This window comes from Pseudoalteromonas sp. Z9A5 (assembly GCF_011378875.1).
In the GTDB taxonomy this organism is placed as follows: domain Bacteria; phylum Pseudomonadota; class Gammaproteobacteria; order Enterobacterales; family Alteromonadaceae; genus Pseudoalteromonas.
Window position 1 is genome coordinate 43,907 of record NZ_WTLC01000013.1, and the last position, 15,825, is coordinate 59,731.

Below are 15,825 nucleotides of genomic sequence, written 5' to 3' on the forward strand. Positions count from 1 at the left end.
AAATATGTAGAAGGGTTATGCAGAGCATAAATTGTATACGCCGCAACAACAAGGTTACGGCGCTATACGAAGGTTAGATCTCTTCTAAAGGTTTTTCTGTGGCTTGCTTGTCGAGTTTTTGCTGTAAAAACTCTGGTGATTGCGTATTACGCGCCAATGCATAATAAGCAGCAGGCACTACAAAAAGAGTAAGTAAAGTGGATACAACCACACCGGTGAATATTACAACACCAATTACCATACGACTTTCAGCGCCAGGACCTGAGGCGAGTACTAATGGTACAGAGCTCATTACCGTTGTTAGTGAAGTCATAATAATTGGACGCAAACGTTGAGTAGCCGCTTGTAATATTGCTTCACTAAACTCAATGCCTTTATCGCGTAACTGGTTAGTAAATTCGACTATGAGTATACCGTTCTTAGCACTTAACCCTATGAGCATTACAATACCTATTTGGCTGTAAATATTAAGAGTAAGCCCTGTAGCCCAAAGTCCGAACATAGCGCCCATCAAACCAAGGGGTACAGTAAGCATAATCACAAATGGGTGCATAAAGCTTTCAAACTGCGCAGCAAGTACCAAAAAGGTAACCGTTAGAGCAAGTATAAATACGTAGGTCATTGCTGAAGCACCTTCGTAATATAACTGCGATTCGCCTTTGTAATCTATTGCACCATCAATGTCGTTTTCCTCCGCAGCTACTTCATTTAAAAAGTTAAGTGCTTGTTCTAATGTATAGCCTTCGGCTAAATTAGCACTAAGTGTAATTGCACGCATACGGTTATAACGGTTTAAACGGGATGCAGTTGCTTCTTCTTTTAAACTAATAAGACTATCAAGTGGCACAAGTTCGCCGCTACGAGATTTAAGATAAATATTTGAAATGTCAGTAGGGTTCGTAAAGTCTTCTTTTGTACCCTTTAAAATTACATCATACTCTTCGCCACGGTCAATAAAGGTAGTAACACGGCGCTGACCCAACATTGTTTCAAGCGTTGTGCCAACATCTGATACAGATACACCTAAATCAGCCGCTTTGTTTTTATCAATACTGACTAAAAACTGCGGGAAGGTTTCTTTGTAGTCGTGGTCTAGTTTTAGCAAGCCTGGGTTTTCTTCTGCACGTTTAATAATACGGTCGCGCCAATCGGCAAGTTGATCATAGTCGTTACCTTGCAGTACAAATTCAAGAGGCTGAGATATACCTCTACCGCCAATGCCGCGTCGCATAATTGCAAATGCGCGTACGTCAGTAACTTCTTGCATTTTACCGCTTATTTCGTCCATTACTTCCCATGTTGAACGTTTGCGTTTATCCCAATCTGCCATACCAACAATTGCTACACCACCACTACTACCAAAGCCAGGAACTCGAACAAGCACACGGCTTAATTCGCCAGCTTCAGAGTAGGGAATAAGGCGCTCTTCAATTTTAGCCATGTTAGCCGCATTGTTTTCGTAACTAGCACCTTCAGGACCATTCATTAGTATGAAGAAAGTACCACGGTCTTCTTTAGGTGTGAGTTCAGATGGAACTTGTAAAAATAGTGAGTAACTTACAAATCCTGCAAGCAATAGGCTGACCATTAAGCCCCATTTACGGGTCATGTTAGTGGTAAGTGAATTACGGTAGCTTGATTCTATTTTGGTAAATTGACGGTCCATCCATTGACTAAATTTATTTGGCTTGTCAGATACTTTTAATACTTTAGAGCACAACGCAGGTGCAAGTGTTAGTGCCGTAACACTTGAGAAAAATACAGCGGCACTCACCGCCATTGCAAACTCAGTAAATAACGCACCAATACGACCATCCATAAATACCAATGGTACAAATACCGATATAAGCACAAGGGTAGTTGCTACAATTGCAAAGCCCACTTCGCGTGCGCCTCTGTATGCAGCAAGTAGCGGTGGCTCGCCTAATTCGATACGTCGGTGAATGTTTTCAAGCATTACAATCGCATCATCAACAACTAAACCAATAGCAAGCACTAAGGCAAGTAGAGTAAGTAAGTTGATTGAGTAACCCATGGCTAGCAAAAACATAAAGCTACTAACTAACGCTACAGGTACGGTTACCGCAGGAATAAGTGTTGCTCGTATATTACCTAAAAACAAAAATATAACTAAAACTACTAACCCCATCGAAACAGCTAGGGTGCTATATACTTCACTTATTGATTCTTTAATAAATACAGATGAGTCGTAACTATCTTGAATCGTTGTGCCTTCTGGCAAATTGCGTTTTATTTTTTCGAGCTCACTACGGGCATTATCTACTACCGTTAATGTGTTGGCTTTGGCTTGTTTTACAATCCCTAAACCAATCATGTTACGACCATTACCGCGAAATAAACTTTCGTCATCTTCAGCTTCTAGACGTACATCTGCAACTTCGCCTAAGCGAACTAAATAACCTTCTTCACCTCGTTTAACTACTAAGTTATTAAAGTCGCGCTGATCTTTGTAACTACGTGCTGTACGTACTGTAAAATCACGATCGATTGATTCTATTTCACCGGCTGGTAATTCTACGTTTTCAGTGCGTAATGTATTTTCTATATCGCTTGAAGTAATGCCTCGTGCAGCCATTGCTTGGCGGTTTAGCCAAATTTTCATGGCGTATTTACGTTCACCACCAATGCGCACATTAGATACACCATCAACAACCGCTAAGCGGTCTACTATAAAGCGCTGTGCATAGTCAGATAGCTGTAATGAGTCCATTTTATCGCTGTTTAATACAAACCAAACAATCGGGCTTTCATCACTATTTGATTTAGATACTTCAGGTGGGCGTACTTGGTCTGGCAGGCTGTCTAGCGCACGCGCTACACGCTCACGTACATCGTTAGATGCTGCATCTATGTCACGATTAATATCAAACTCAATAGTAATATTGGAACGACCATTTTGACTCGATGAGTTAATACTTTTAATGCCTTCAATACCCGATATACGGTTTTCAATTATTTGGGTTATTTTAGTTTCTATAATTTCGGCAGATGCACCTGTGTATTCAGTACTAATATTTACTATTGGGGTTTCAATATCTGGGTACTCACGTAGTGGCAGCATCGTAAATGCTACCATTCCAAAAGTAAGAAGAAGTAAATTAATTACAATCGCAAAAACGGGGCGCTTTACACTCGTATCGGTAATTTTCACTAATTACCCCTTAACGCTTACTTTACTTCCAGTGCGGATTTTTATCAGCCCTTCAGTAACAACTTGCTCACCACTTGCTAGACCTTCATCAATAGCAACCCAGCCATTATTTCGACCTGAAACATGCACTTCAATTCTGTTAGCAATACCGTCTTTAATTTGAAATACATAGTGTTTATCTTGTAAAGGGATAACTGCTTTTTCTGGCACCATCAATGCTTGATTACTGCTTAGTTCTAACGCTGTGTTTAACAGCATACCTGGGCGTAACAAACCTGATTTATTTGCAAAGCTTGCAGTTACTTCTACGCTGCGTGTTACAGAATCAATACGTGAGCTAATATGAGTTACTTTACCGGTAAAGGTTTGACCAGGGTAAGCATCATTTTGGGTTAATACTTTCATACCTATAATAAGTTGCGCTAAGTATTTTTCAGGAACTTTAAAATCAACTTTAATAATGCTAACGTCATCAAGAGTTGTAATAACCGTTGTGTTATCAAGGTAAGCACCAATTGATATTTCACGTTTACCTAGAAGACCTGAAAAAGGAGCGGTGATTAGCATTTCATCTAATTTTGTTTTAGCGTTTTCTAGTTGAGCTTCTGTTGCATCAACGCGAGAGAGCTGCTCCTCTAATAACGATTTAGCTGTTGATTGCGAACGCGAAAGCTCTGTTAAGCGATTAAGTTGACGTTTTTCTTCTTGTAAGTTAATACTAAGTTCTTTAACGGTTAGTTGTTCTTGCTTATTTTGTAATTGAACTAACTTTTGACCTTTACTGACTAAGTCGCCATCTTTAAAATAAATATCTGTGACATAATCGTTTTGCGCACTATTAATGTAAATCGCTTGGTTAGCGCGCGCGCTACCAATTGCTTCAATCATTACTGCGTTTTCTTGTGAGCTTACTGTATGCGCAGATACCTGCGTAGATTTTTGAGATGGATCTGCTTGCTTGCCATGGCTTGATGGTAAATATAAATAAACACTAAATATTAAAAGTAACGCAATAATAAATGGAAAAAGCGCTTTTCCTGATTGTCTTGAGTACATCGTTTTCACACCTGAAAATTAATTGTAAGTATTGTACGAAATAAGACCGGAAAAAGGCTGTTATGTGTCTCGTTAATTTGTGCGTTAAGCGTAAAAGTAATTAATATTTATGGGGTGTACCTTTTTTTATATATCAATAGGTTAATATATGAACTTTAAAACATCCTGTAAGGTTTGTTTAACAACTCGAAAAGTAGTGCTGTGGGCTATAATTATGTTTGTATTTTATATGGTGTTTTACCAGCATGGATAATCAAGATAAACAAAATGTTAAATACAGAGCGCAAGGTGCTCGTAATGGAATGGAAGTATTAATAACGGGGGCTATCGGATTGATTTTTATAATGGGATTTAACTTATTACGCCCTGGCGAAATTAGTATCATCGAAATATTTTTAGTCAGTGTTTGTATTGTGGCTGTTTTTGTTGGTTTTTTAAAAACTCAAGAACCTTTTTATAGTTTAATGCTTAGCGAATCTTCGCTGGTTTATAAGCATAAATACGGCTATTGGAGCTTGGCTCATCATAATTTTCATCACAGCGGTATCCCTAAAGTTGAGGATGGATTTGAGTATTTAGAATTAAATGCTGTAGGCGTGAAAGTAAATGATATTGATGAGTTTTTAGCAAGTATTGCCCCTCGTATAGCAGGTAAATTACTCATAGAGCAACGACATTTATTTATGCAAGTTGTTCAAAAACATTGCAAAAATGGCAATTGCCCATCAGAATGGTTAATAGAAGATACGCAACATACATCTCAAAATGGGATTAGCTATAACGGACTTATTGCTATGTTTGCAAATAGAACAAAGCATCTTCAACAATTAACAGGTTACGATTTGTTATTACCTGCCAGTGTTTTAGATACAGATATTTGGGGGTTTAGCGCTAACTTAAATAAATGGAAGCGCGAACCCTCTCAGTTTATAGCATCGGAGCTAGGTGATTAAGCTACGGTAAGTAGGAACAGTAATGAGCCAAGAAAGATCCTTCATTAAAAGTGGTAGAAACACCATAATACATAAAGATAAAAAACTTGATTTAGTGATTGTAAATTCTGAGATTCATCCTCGAATTAAAGTAACACAACATGGTTTAGAGCCGTTTAAAGAAGAACTACCAAAAAATAGACGCGACGCAAAAGAGCGCTACCTCGAAATGGTTTATATTAGTAGTGCCGATATTTTTGGTGAAGAAAAACAATTATTATTTATTCAGGCATTAGATGGGCGCGAATATAAAATAGATTACAGTAAAGTAGGAACAAAGCTGTTTGTGCGTATTCATCAAGATGCTTATATGTAATGTTTGATGGCATCTTTATTGCTTGTAATTACATTATAGTAATTATTTGACATAAAAAGGTGCTGCGTATGAAAGCGTTTGCTTTAATCCCTCTCATTTCTTGCGGTTTACTTAGTGCGTGTGGAGGCGGTGGTGGTAGTAGTGATAGTACAGCTGTAGAAACATCTGTTAACGCTGGAATTGATTTACAAATTATCGAAAAAACCGAATTCACCATTACTGCACAGGGCTCTCCCGCTAATGGCACATTTACTTGGCAGCAAGTTAGTGGTCCTAGTTTAGAGGGGTTTCCGCTTGACGGAGCAGAACAAACAATTACGGCTCCTGATATAAAAGCCGATAGCAATATTATTTTAAGGGTGAGCTATCAAAGCTCAGGAAGTAACGTTGTTACAGACGATATTTCTATTTCTGTAAGTTCTAATAATCAACTGCCCCTTGCGGTTATAACGCAAACACTGCCCGAAACACTTCCTTCAGTATATAAAGATACCGTAACCCTCAGTGGTGTTGAGTCAAATGATCCGGATGAAAATGGTCAAATTGATAGCTATTTTTGGCAATTATTATCTGGTCCTGATTTAGATATTACGAGTTTTAATGAGTCAACACTTAGCTTTTCTCATCCTTTATTGGAAAGTAATGTGAATTTATCTTGGCAGTTAACGGTAACCGATGATGAAGGCGGTGAAGCAAGTACCCAATACTCAATTACACTTAATAAAACAAATGAGTTAGTGGATGCAAATGCGGGTGAAGATCAGGATATTGAAGAGTTTGAACAAGTAACGTTAGATGCCACCAGTAGTGAAACCGTTACAGATACATATCAATGCCGCTGGCAACAACTTACCGGTAATGCCGAAACATTAAGTAACAGCAATCAATGTACAACTACATTTACTGCCTCTGATGTTGATACTGACACCATATTGAGTTTTGAAGTGACAGTAACTGATTCAAAAGGGCGCACCGATACAGACTCTTTATTTATAGATGTATCGCCAAAAGCGCTGGGGCTTATAAATGATAGTGGTGTTGGCGAATGTTATAATAATACACAGCGTATTAACTGTGCCAGTGATGACTTTCCTGCTCAAGATGCAGAGCTTGGTCGTGATAGTTTTGCTAATCGATTAGATAAAGTTGGCAAAGGTAATTTAGCATTTGATTACACAAAGCTAAATGAATTTGCTGATGAGGTTTCAGATGACAGCAACTCCTTTAGTTGTGTGCGTGATAATGTGACCGGGTTGGTTTGGGAAGTGAAAAGTGTGAATTCTGGGACTTTACCAAATACGTCCGTGCGTGATGGTCAAAACCATTATTTTTGGGATTTAGGCGACACTGAATTTACAGATACAAGTACTGCTAATACTACTTGTCCAAATGGCACTAGTTGCGGAATACAAACGTATGTAAATGAAGTTAACGCGCTTGATTTTTGTGGTGGAACAAATTGGCGAGTCCCTACTTATACAGAGCTATTAAGCTTAATTGATTACGGTAAGCAAGCTCAAAGTGTATTAATAGATACTGATTTTTTCCCTAATTTACCAGATGAAAGTGCACTTAACCACTTACGTTATTGGACCTCACAAACGGCGGCCGATGGTACAAGCTTATCGCAAGCGTACATTATTGATATGAGTGATGGCAACGACCTTGCTTATCCAAAAAATAATACGGCGTATGTTCGTTTAGTTAGAAGTCGTTAGGAGAAAGCTATGAAATTTAAATTACTATTAACAATAGCAGCGATGGGTTTTAGTTTTAATGTTGCTGCTGAGCAAACGTGCTATGCCGGCGCTGATACAACAACACCGACAGATCAGTTTACTATAAATACTGATGGCACAGTATCTGATAGCGAAACAGGTTTAATGTGGCAGCGTTGTAGCTACGGCCAAGTTTATAATAGTGAAACAAGTGCGTGCGATGGCTCAACGCCCTCGTTAACATGGCAAGAAGCGCTTCGCGGCGCGCTAAATGATACCACTGCAGATTATGATGATTGGCAAGTACCTAATATCAAAGAGCTCGCCAGTATTTTAGAGCACAGCTGCACAGAACCAAGTATTAATGAAAATGTGTTTTTTGGTACTAAGCTGCAAAATTATTGGTCTAATACTTCAGGTGTCAGCAATATGAGTTCTGCTTGGGTGTATCAGTTTGATAGTGGACTAAATAGCCTGCATGCAAAAACAAGCAGTGTGTATTTACGATTAATGCGTTACGAAAAATAAATGTTTATTACTCATGCGCAGCACAATATTGTGTTGCGTATTTTGTCTTTTACATAAATTTACGTTATTTCAATAATAAAGCACTCACAGTGTTGTCACTGAGCGTGTTTTTTTGCCATTATAGGCCGTGATTTAATTACGAAGGAACATCACGGTGTATTTAAGCTATTTTGGTCTGAATGAAAAACCTTTTTCCATCTCACCTAACCCTCATTATTTATTTTTAAGTGAACGACACAAAGAAGCCTTAGCACACCTTACCTACGGATTAGGGGAGGACGGTGGTTTTGTATTATTAACAGGTGAAGTAGGAACCGGTAAAACCACTATTACCCGAAGTATGCTTGAACAGTTACCTGAAAACACGCAAGTGGCAATGATCCATAACCCAGCGCTTTCAGAATTAGAATTGTTAGCAAGTATTTGTGACGAGTTAAATATTAACTACGATACACAAAATGCAACGCTTAAAAGCCTTACGGATATTATAAAAAAGCACCTCGAGACAAATAATAAAGCGGGTGGGCACACCATACTTATTATTGATGAAGCGCAGCTGCTAGCGCCTGGCGTGTTAGAACAGTTACGCTTATTAACTAATATAGAAACTGACCATAAAAAATTATTACAAATTGTTTTAGTGGGGCAACCTGAGCTACAAGAATTACTAAAACGGAATGAACTGAGACAACTCGCTCAAAGAATAACGGCGCGTTATCATTTACTGCCCCTTACACAAGGGCAAACCATTGCATACATTAAACATCGGTTACATATTGCAGGATGTGATAAAGGAATATTTTCGTTGGATGCTATGCAAGCGGTTCACCAGTTAACTGGTGGTGTTCCTCGGCTTATGAATTTAGTTTGTGAGCGAGCTTTAGTTGGCACATTTGCTAAGCAACAATTAATTGTTGATATTGATATTATTAAAAAATCAGCTCAAGAATCTCTTCCAATGGATTTTATCGCTTCAACTAATACGCCACAAAAAACAGTGCCGCTTTTATCATATAGCTTTAGCTTTGTTGCTTTGTTTGCAGCAGGTGTTGGGCTTTCATTTATATTATAGTTGGGTTAGTTATGTCTTATTTATTAGATGCTTTAAAGCAATCGCAACAAACAGATATGAGCGCTGAGCAATATGATTTGCAATCGGAACAGTTAAAACAACAGCAGGCTTTAACACGTTACCGTAGACTAGCTTTAGTTTTTGGCACAAGTTTAGCTGCATTTATTGTTGTAGCGGGTGGTTTTGCTACAGGTAAGTGGCTACAAAGTGAAAGCGTTGAAAATATAACAACGACTACAAAAATACAGGCAGCGCCTGTTAAAGTAGCATCTGAAAAAGAATCTAAAGCTTTAGATGAATCAGATAGTAATGCTCAGTCGCCTTTACAAGGCGTTGCTCAAAAGACGGTTCAGCAGCAAGCACCTCAGCAAGTAGTAAATAGTCAAACTTTGCAAGGGCAGTTAGTTTTTGTACAAACACCAAATGGTGTTCAGCAAATGTTATTAACACCGCAAGGGCAATATATGCCAATGGCGCCTAACCAAGGCAATGTTACACCAACGAGAAATCAACAAGTTTATAACTCTCAAGCTTATGGTTCGTCAGTTCAGGCTAATCAGCAAGGTTATAGCCAAGCTAACCCTAATCAGCAAAGTTATCAGCAGCAAACTCAAAGTGTACCTGAGCTTCAATATAATCAACCTCAGAATAATCAACCTCAATATAATCAATCGCAAAATAATCAACAGCAGAATATAGAATCTGCGCAGCTTGATATGAGCAAATATAAAGTATTGGGTCGTCAGTTAAGTAATAAACAAAATACGGTAAATGATCCAGAACTTGATGCAGTGTCTAACAAGCTTAAAGATGCATTTGCCCAAGCAGTTCAAGAAACTCAAGAATCAAATGATTATGAAGTAACACAAGGGACGTACCATTCATCAAGAGTTAGACCTGTAGAATTATTACCTGATGGACTAAAAATTATGTTGCCGCCTATAAAGTATCAAGCACATATTTACTCATCGAGTAACGATAAGCGCTGGATAAAACTTAATGGACGAGAGCTTCATGAAGGCGAAAGCATTGGAGCGCTTACAGTACAAGAAATTACACCAGAGCAAAGTGTGCTGGATTTTGATGGGTATGAATTTAGTTTAAAAGCCTTACAAGACTGGCCTGAATAAAACTGTTGGAGCTACTTCAATATGCAGTTAACTGCGTTCAATGAAGTAGCTTAATACACTTAAGGTAAAATAGAATTTTTGTAAAAACGCTCTAAATCAATATTATATTCTTTGGGTTTAACCGCAGCCTCAAGCGAATCTGAAGTTTTTTTGCTTGATAAATCAATGTCCTGAATTTGCGTGTAACGGCTATGTTTAGCGCTATAGAATGTTTTAACCACCGGTTTTAATGGTGCTGTTGGGTTGCTTTCTGTTACTAACCCTACTTTTTGGCTGGAGAGTTTAACTAATGTACCCACTGGGTGAATACCAATACATTGAATAAACTTAGTTAGTAATACAGGGTCAAAGCTGTCTGGGCATCCATCTTTCAATATTTTAAATGCCTTGATTGGCTCCATACCGGCTTTGTAAACACGCTCTGCTGTAAGTGCATCATAAACATCTACAATAGAAGCCATGCGTACATACTGGCTTATTTCATCGCCTTTTTTACCAAATGGATAGCCTTTACCATCCAATCGTTCATGGTGCATACCCGCTATATCAACAGCAACACCAGTTAATCCTGACTCTTCTAAAATCTCTTTACTATAAAGTGCATGATTTTTCATTATCGTAAATTCATCATCGGTAAAGCGACCTGGTTTATTTAGAATTTCATCAGGGATTTTTATTTTACCAATGTCATGTAATAGAGCACCCGTTGTTAGCTGCTCTATAATTTCTTTTTCTATTCCTAAATGCTTTGCAAAAATACTCATTAAGATAGATACATTAATAGAATGTTCGAGCAGATAGGCATCTTTTTGACGCATTTGTGTGAGGCACGCTAGTGCATCTTGGTTTCTAAAAACGGAGTCCATAAAGCCACTAGCAAGTTCTCTAAATGGTGCAATATCTATATCTCGACCCGCTTTTATATCTTTAAATGCTTTTATTTGCAGTGTTTTTGCTTCGTCGTAAAGTTTTTTGGCTTTTCCCATTTCTTGCTCGGCACTATGCGCTTTTTGCCAAGGATCTCGTTTGATTTTTACTGAAGGTGTCTTAACTGGTTCTTTTTCAGGAACTGAGTCAATGAGTGTTTTGTCAGGGTCAATTTCTACTTCTAAAATGCCTGCTTTTATCAGTTTATCTATACTTGTTTGGGTTTTAACCCAGCCTTGGCTTTTTACTTTTATTTTGCCCGTTTGCTTAGTAACGTTTTGGACAAACATGCCAGGAAGTAATTGTGAGATAGGGAGTATTTTCAATTTTATTACTTATATGACTAATCTATATACAAAGTAACAAAGTTATACGGTGTTACCAAATAAAAAAGGCACTTTGCAGTGCCTTATTTTATTTTTAACTAAAAAAGTATTAGATTAATTATTCATCGTCTTCGACGAGTGTCATTAGTGATGTGTTACCACCTGATGCCGTTGTATCAATACTGATAGTTTTTTCGGTAATAAGGCGTTTAATTAGCGTATCGTAATACTCTGAGCTAATTACCGGTAAAATAGCACCTTTACGTTGTGCAAGCTGTTGGCTAAAGTAGCCTAAACGAGACGAACGAGCAGCAACTACCGCACCCGCTAAATGAGGGTGAGCCAAAATAGCTTGTAACTGATTAGGTTTAGCTACTTGGAAAACACCTTCAGCAACACCGGTAGAGATAAATTTATCTTTAAAGGCGACTGCTTCATCATAAAACAACTCAGACGCTACTGTAATTACCGTATTACCCGCTGCAATAGCGGTAATAATTGATAATGCCCAGAAGTTAAATGAAGTGCTCTTATCTGCATAACATACTACACAACCACGTGCCTCTAGATGAAGTGTATTAGACTCACCCGTTGGTCCAGGAAGGGTTGTAAACTTACGCATGTGTTTTTCAAGGCGATTAAGTTGTGCGCGCGCTTCAGATAATGTTAATGCTAAATCGTCTGCTAAATCGTCGATAATTTCTACCGTAGCAACTTTAGCAAGCAATTGACGCACAGCTGAAACTCGGTCGTTTAATGGAGTTGCACGCCAAATTTTTTCATCTCGCATTGAATTAGCCATTAGCTTTTTAACTTGCTCATTTGCACCGCTGTAGTGGTGTAAATCAAGTTCGTCTGGCGTTAGGTTAGTCATTTGTACGTTATCTGGTGATGCTTTTTCTTTCACTAAGCGTTGTAGGTAGTTAGGGCCACCAGCTTTAGGACCAGTACCTGATAAACCACGGCCACCAAATGGTTGCACACCAACAATTGCACCAATCATGTTTCGGTTAATGTAAACATTACCTGCACGTGACATTTTAGCAAGGTACTCACAACGCTCTTCAATACGTGAATGCACACCCATTGTTAGACCATAGCCCGTGTTATTTATTTGATCCATTACATCGTCTAGTTCGCTCGATTTAAAGCGAACAATATGAACACATGGACCAAATACTTCGCGCTTAAGTACTGATAAGTCTTTAATTTCATATAAACGAGGCGCAAAAAAGAATGCACCGTTTTGCGTATTGTCAGGAATTTTGCACTCGTAATGAAGTGTTGCATTGCCTTTTAAATACTCAACGTGATCGTTTAAGTTTTTAAGTGCTTTTTCGTCAATTACAGGTCCTACGTCGGTAGAAAGTAACGATGGGTCACCAATGTGTAATTCAGCTAATGCGCCTTTAAGCATTTCAATAATACCATCGGCTACGTCTTCTTGAATGAATAAAACACGAAGAGCTGAACAGCGTTGACCCGCACTTTGAAAACCAGAGCTGATTACATCATCAACTACTTGTTCAGGAAGGGCTGTTGAGTCAACAATCATACAGTTTTGACCACCAGTTTCTGCAATTAGCGGTACTTGAATGTCGTTACGAGCAGCGAGTGTTTGTGAAATGATGGTACCTGTTTCGGTAGAACCCGTGAACATAATTGCTTGAATTCGCTCATCAGGCACTATCACTTTACCTACTTCGCTACCGCGAGCAATAACAGGCTGAACAACATGCTCAGGTAAACCAACAGATAGCATAAGTTCAATTGCACGTAATGCGATTAAGCTTGTTTGCTCTGCTGGTTTTGCAATGACTGTATTACCAGTAACAATCGCAGCAGCAACTTGACCTAAGAAAATAGCGAGAGGGAAGTTCCATGGGCTAATACATAAAATAACGCCACGGGCTTCAAAACGCTCATCTTGCGATAAGTCTTCTGCGCGCGCTGCATAGTAACGACAAAAGTCTACGGCTTCACGTACTTCATCAATACCGTCTTGCGCTACTTTACCTGCTTCTTTAATACATATAGCAACGAGTTCGTCATGATGACGCTCTAAAATATCAGCAATTCGACGCAGCAAATTAGCACGCTCTTTTACTGATGTTTGCGACCATGATTCAAAAGCAGCTTCAGCATTAGCAAGCAATACTTTCATTTCTTCGCCAGTTTGCAATTTAACGTGACCAATAATTTCTTTATGGTTAGCTGGGTTTTTAACTGCAAGCGAGCCTTCAGGTACTTGGCTTTGCTCAATTAAATTCTCGTTAAACCAGATTTCAAGGTTTTCTTTGAAAGGGGTAATAACGTTTATGTCGGTTAAATCCATGCCTTTAGAGTTAGCGCGTTCTTCACCGTATAAATCAATTGGCATTTTAATTTGCGTATTGTACTTATTACGTAAACCTTGCAGTGTTTCAACTGGATCTGGCAGTAACGATTCAACAGGTTTAGTTGTATCTACAATTGCATTTACAAATGATGAGTTAGCGCCATTTTCTAGTAATCGACGTACTAAGTAAGCGAGTAAGTCTTCGTGCTGACCTACGGGTGCATATACACGACATTGGATTTTTTCTTCGTTAACGATTTGGTCAAATAAAGATTCACCCATACCGTGCAAACGTTGAAATTCAAAGCCTGTGTTATCACCTTTTGCAACTTCTAAAATAGTGGCAGCAGTATAAGCGTTATGTGTAGCAAATTGCGGGTAAAGTACGTCGCGCGCTTCGAGCATTTTAATTGCACATGCTTTATAAGAAACGTCAGTTGTCGCTTTACGTGTAAATACGGGGTAGTGGTCTAAACCGTCTTGCTGTGTGGTTTTGATTTCTGTATCCCAGTAAGCGCCTTTAACCAAACGTACCATCATTTTACGACCAACACGGGTCGCAAGTTCTGTTAGCCATTCAATAACAAAAATAGCGCGCTTTTGATACGCTTGCACAGCTAAACCAAACCCTTGCCAATCGCCTAAATCTTTATCGCTAAATACGGCTTCAATAACATCAAGAGAAATATCTAGACGGTCTGCTTCTTCTGCATCAACGGTAAAGCCGATATCGTATTTTTTAGCAGCAAGCGCAAGCTCTTTTAGCTTTGGTACAATTTCTTTCATTACACGGTCTTTATGAGTGAATTCATAACGAGGGTGGATTGCTGAAAGCTTAACTGAAATACCTGGGCTTTTTATTGGACCACGACCATTTGCCGCTTTACCAATAGAGTGTATTGCATTCATGTAGCTGTCAAAGTAACGCTTCGCATCTTTCATTGTGCGCGCGCCTTCGCCTAGCATATCGTAAGAATATACATAACCCTTTTGCTCTGTATCGGCAGCGCGTTCAATTGCTTCGTCAATGGTACGACCCATAACGAATTGCTTACCCATAATTTTCATAGCAAAATTTACAGATTTACGAATAACGGGTTCACCTAAACGACCAATGGTCTTTTTAAGCATACCAAACTGCTGTTCTTTCGTTTTGTCTGTGTAGTTAACCATTTTACCGGTAACTAGTAGACCCCAAGAAGACGCATTTACGAATAAAGAATCGCTGCTTCCTAAGTGAGAACTCCAATCACCTTTAGCTAGTTTGTCACGGATTAAAACATCCTGTGTTGCTTTGTCTGGAACGCGAAGTAAAGCTTCGGCCAAACACATTAATACTACGCCTTCTTCACTAGAGAGTGAGAATTCATTTAAAAGCGCATCAACACCGCCTTGCCCATCTTGCTCTTTACGAATGTTTAAAACAATCTGGCGAGCTCTTTCCCATGCACGACTTCGTGCTTTTACACCTACTTCTGCAAGCGGTAAAATATGATCAATAACCGCATTCTCGTCAATGCGGTAAAAGTCACGAATTTTCTGTCTAATAGGACAGTGTGTTGTCAAATCGCCTTTGAATAACATAAGCAACTCCCAGGAGTGTTTAGATTTAAAGTAAAATTAATTACCAATAAATTACCAGTGATATAGTGAGTGCATTCTAATTAAATTTCAGCAGAATATGCTGGTTAAATTTCGCGTTTTACGATAATTTACAGGGCATAAATTTAACTTATCCGCATAAAATTCTGTTATGACAATTCCAAATAGATTACGCATGCTAGATCGTATCGATTTAGCCATATTAGACGTTCTACAAAAGAACGGCAGAATTTCAAATGTTAACCTCGCAAAACAGGTTAATTTGAGTGCAAGCCCATGTCTTGATCGTGTAAAACGATTAGAGCAAGAAGGCTATATCGAAGGCTACTACGCTAAGCTTAGCGAAGCAAAACTTAATCAAAGTTTAGTTGCACATGTGCAAGTATCACTTGTTGCTTCTAACACGGCTGTGTTTAAGGTATTTAGAGAACATATTTTAAGAATACAACAAGTAGTTGAATGCGATATGGTTGCTGGTGGTTATGATTACTTATTAAAAATACGTGTTTCTAATATGGAAGAATATAGACAAGTTCTTGGTGATTTAGTCGATATTCCAGGCGTTGGTACGCATCATACTTATATGGTGATTGAAAAAATTAAAAAAGACGACGGATTAATAATAGATATTTAATTTATTCTAAAAAG

The 15,825-nt window shown here is 38.5% G+C and carries 11 protein-coding genes; 7 read left to right on the plus strand and 4 right to left on the minus strand.

What is annotated here, in order from left to right:
* Nucleotides 1-73 precede the first annotated feature (73 nt).
* Together GQR56_RS08660 and GQR56_RS08665 are read right to left on the minus strand one after the other, a co-directional pair.
* Nucleotides 74-3,172 (minus strand): efflux RND transporter permease subunit, encoded by a 3,099-nt coding sequence (locus GQR56_RS08660; RefSeq protein WP_024611904.1) that lies wholly within the window; start codon nucleotides 3,170-3,172, stop codon nucleotides 74-76.
* A 3-nt stretch (nucleotides 3,173-3,175) separates the two neighbouring features.
* A complete protein-coding gene (locus tag GQR56_RS08665) occupies nucleotides 3,176-4,228 on the minus strand; it encodes an efflux RND transporter periplasmic adaptor subunit (protein ID WP_024611905.1) in 1,053 nt (350 codons plus the stop codon).
* A 245-nt stretch (nucleotides 4,229-4,473) separates the two neighbouring features.
* On the opposite strand from GQR56_RS08665, the gene GQR56_RS08670 reads away from it, so the two are divergent.
* From GQR56_RS08670 to GQR56_RS08695, 6 genes are all read left to right on the plus strand, one after another.
* Entirely contained in the window at nucleotides 4,474-5,181 is a 708-nt protein-coding gene (locus GQR56_RS08670; protein WP_166110413.1) for a DUF2982 domain-containing protein, read from the plus strand.
* Between the two features lie 22 nt (nucleotides 5,182-5,203).
* Complete coding sequence (locus GQR56_RS08675) at nucleotides 5,204-5,536, plus strand: hypothetical protein (protein WP_024611907.1); 333 nt, start codon at nucleotides 5,204-5,206, stop codon at nucleotides 5,534-5,536.
* A 68-nt stretch (nucleotides 5,537-5,604) separates the two neighbouring features.
* Nucleotides 5,605-7,254 (plus strand): DUF1566 domain-containing protein, encoded by a 1,650-nt coding sequence (locus GQR56_RS08680; RefSeq protein WP_166110416.1) that lies wholly within the window; start codon nucleotides 5,605-5,607, stop codon nucleotides 7,252-7,254.
* Nucleotides 7,255-7,263: 9 nt separating this feature from the next.
* Nucleotides 7,264-7,782 carry a DUF1566 domain-containing protein gene (locus GQR56_RS08685; RefSeq protein WP_166110419.1) on the plus strand — a complete coding sequence of 173 codons (519 nt, stop codon included), beginning with the start codon at nucleotides 7,264-7,266 and terminating at the stop codon, nucleotides 7,780-7,782.
* 154 nt (nucleotides 7,783-7,936) lie between these two features.
* Nucleotides 7,937-8,854, plus strand: a complete 918-nt coding sequence (locus tag GQR56_RS08690) for an AAA family ATPase (protein ID WP_166110422.1) — start codon at nucleotides 7,937-7,939, stop codon at nucleotides 8,852-8,854.
* An 11-nt stretch (nucleotides 8,855-8,865) separates the two neighbouring features.
* Nucleotides 8,866-9,984, plus strand: a complete 1,119-nt coding sequence (locus GQR56_RS08695; protein WP_166110424.1) for a general secretion pathway protein GspB — start codon at nucleotides 8,866-8,868, stop codon at nucleotides 9,982-9,984.
* Nucleotides 9,985-10,043: 59 nt separating this feature from the next.
* Here GQR56_RS08695 and GQR56_RS08700 read toward each other — a convergent pair whose 3' ends face one another.
* Both GQR56_RS08700 and putA read right to left on the minus strand, forming a co-directional pair.
* Complete coding sequence (locus GQR56_RS08700) at nucleotides 10,044-11,237, minus strand: HD-GYP domain-containing protein (RefSeq protein ID WP_024611912.1); 1,194 nt, start codon at nucleotides 11,235-11,237, stop codon at nucleotides 10,044-10,046.
* A gap of 118 nt (nucleotides 11,238-11,355) precedes the next feature.
* The gene (gene putA, locus GQR56_RS08705) at nucleotides 11,356-15,159 is read right to left on the minus strand and encodes a bifunctional proline dehydrogenase/L-glutamate gamma-semialdehyde dehydrogenase PutA (protein ID WP_024611913.1); all 3,804 of its coding nucleotides are present in this window, start codon (nucleotides 15,157-15,159) and stop codon (nucleotides 11,356-11,358) included.
* Between the two features lie 169 nt (nucleotides 15,160-15,328).
* Between putA and GQR56_RS08710 the strand changes: the two genes are divergently transcribed.
* A complete protein-coding gene (locus GQR56_RS08710; RefSeq protein WP_024611914.1) occupies nucleotides 15,329-15,811 on the plus strand; it encodes a winged helix-turn-helix transcriptional regulator in 483 nt (160 codons plus the stop codon).
* Nucleotides 15,812-15,825 lie beyond the last annotated feature (14 nt).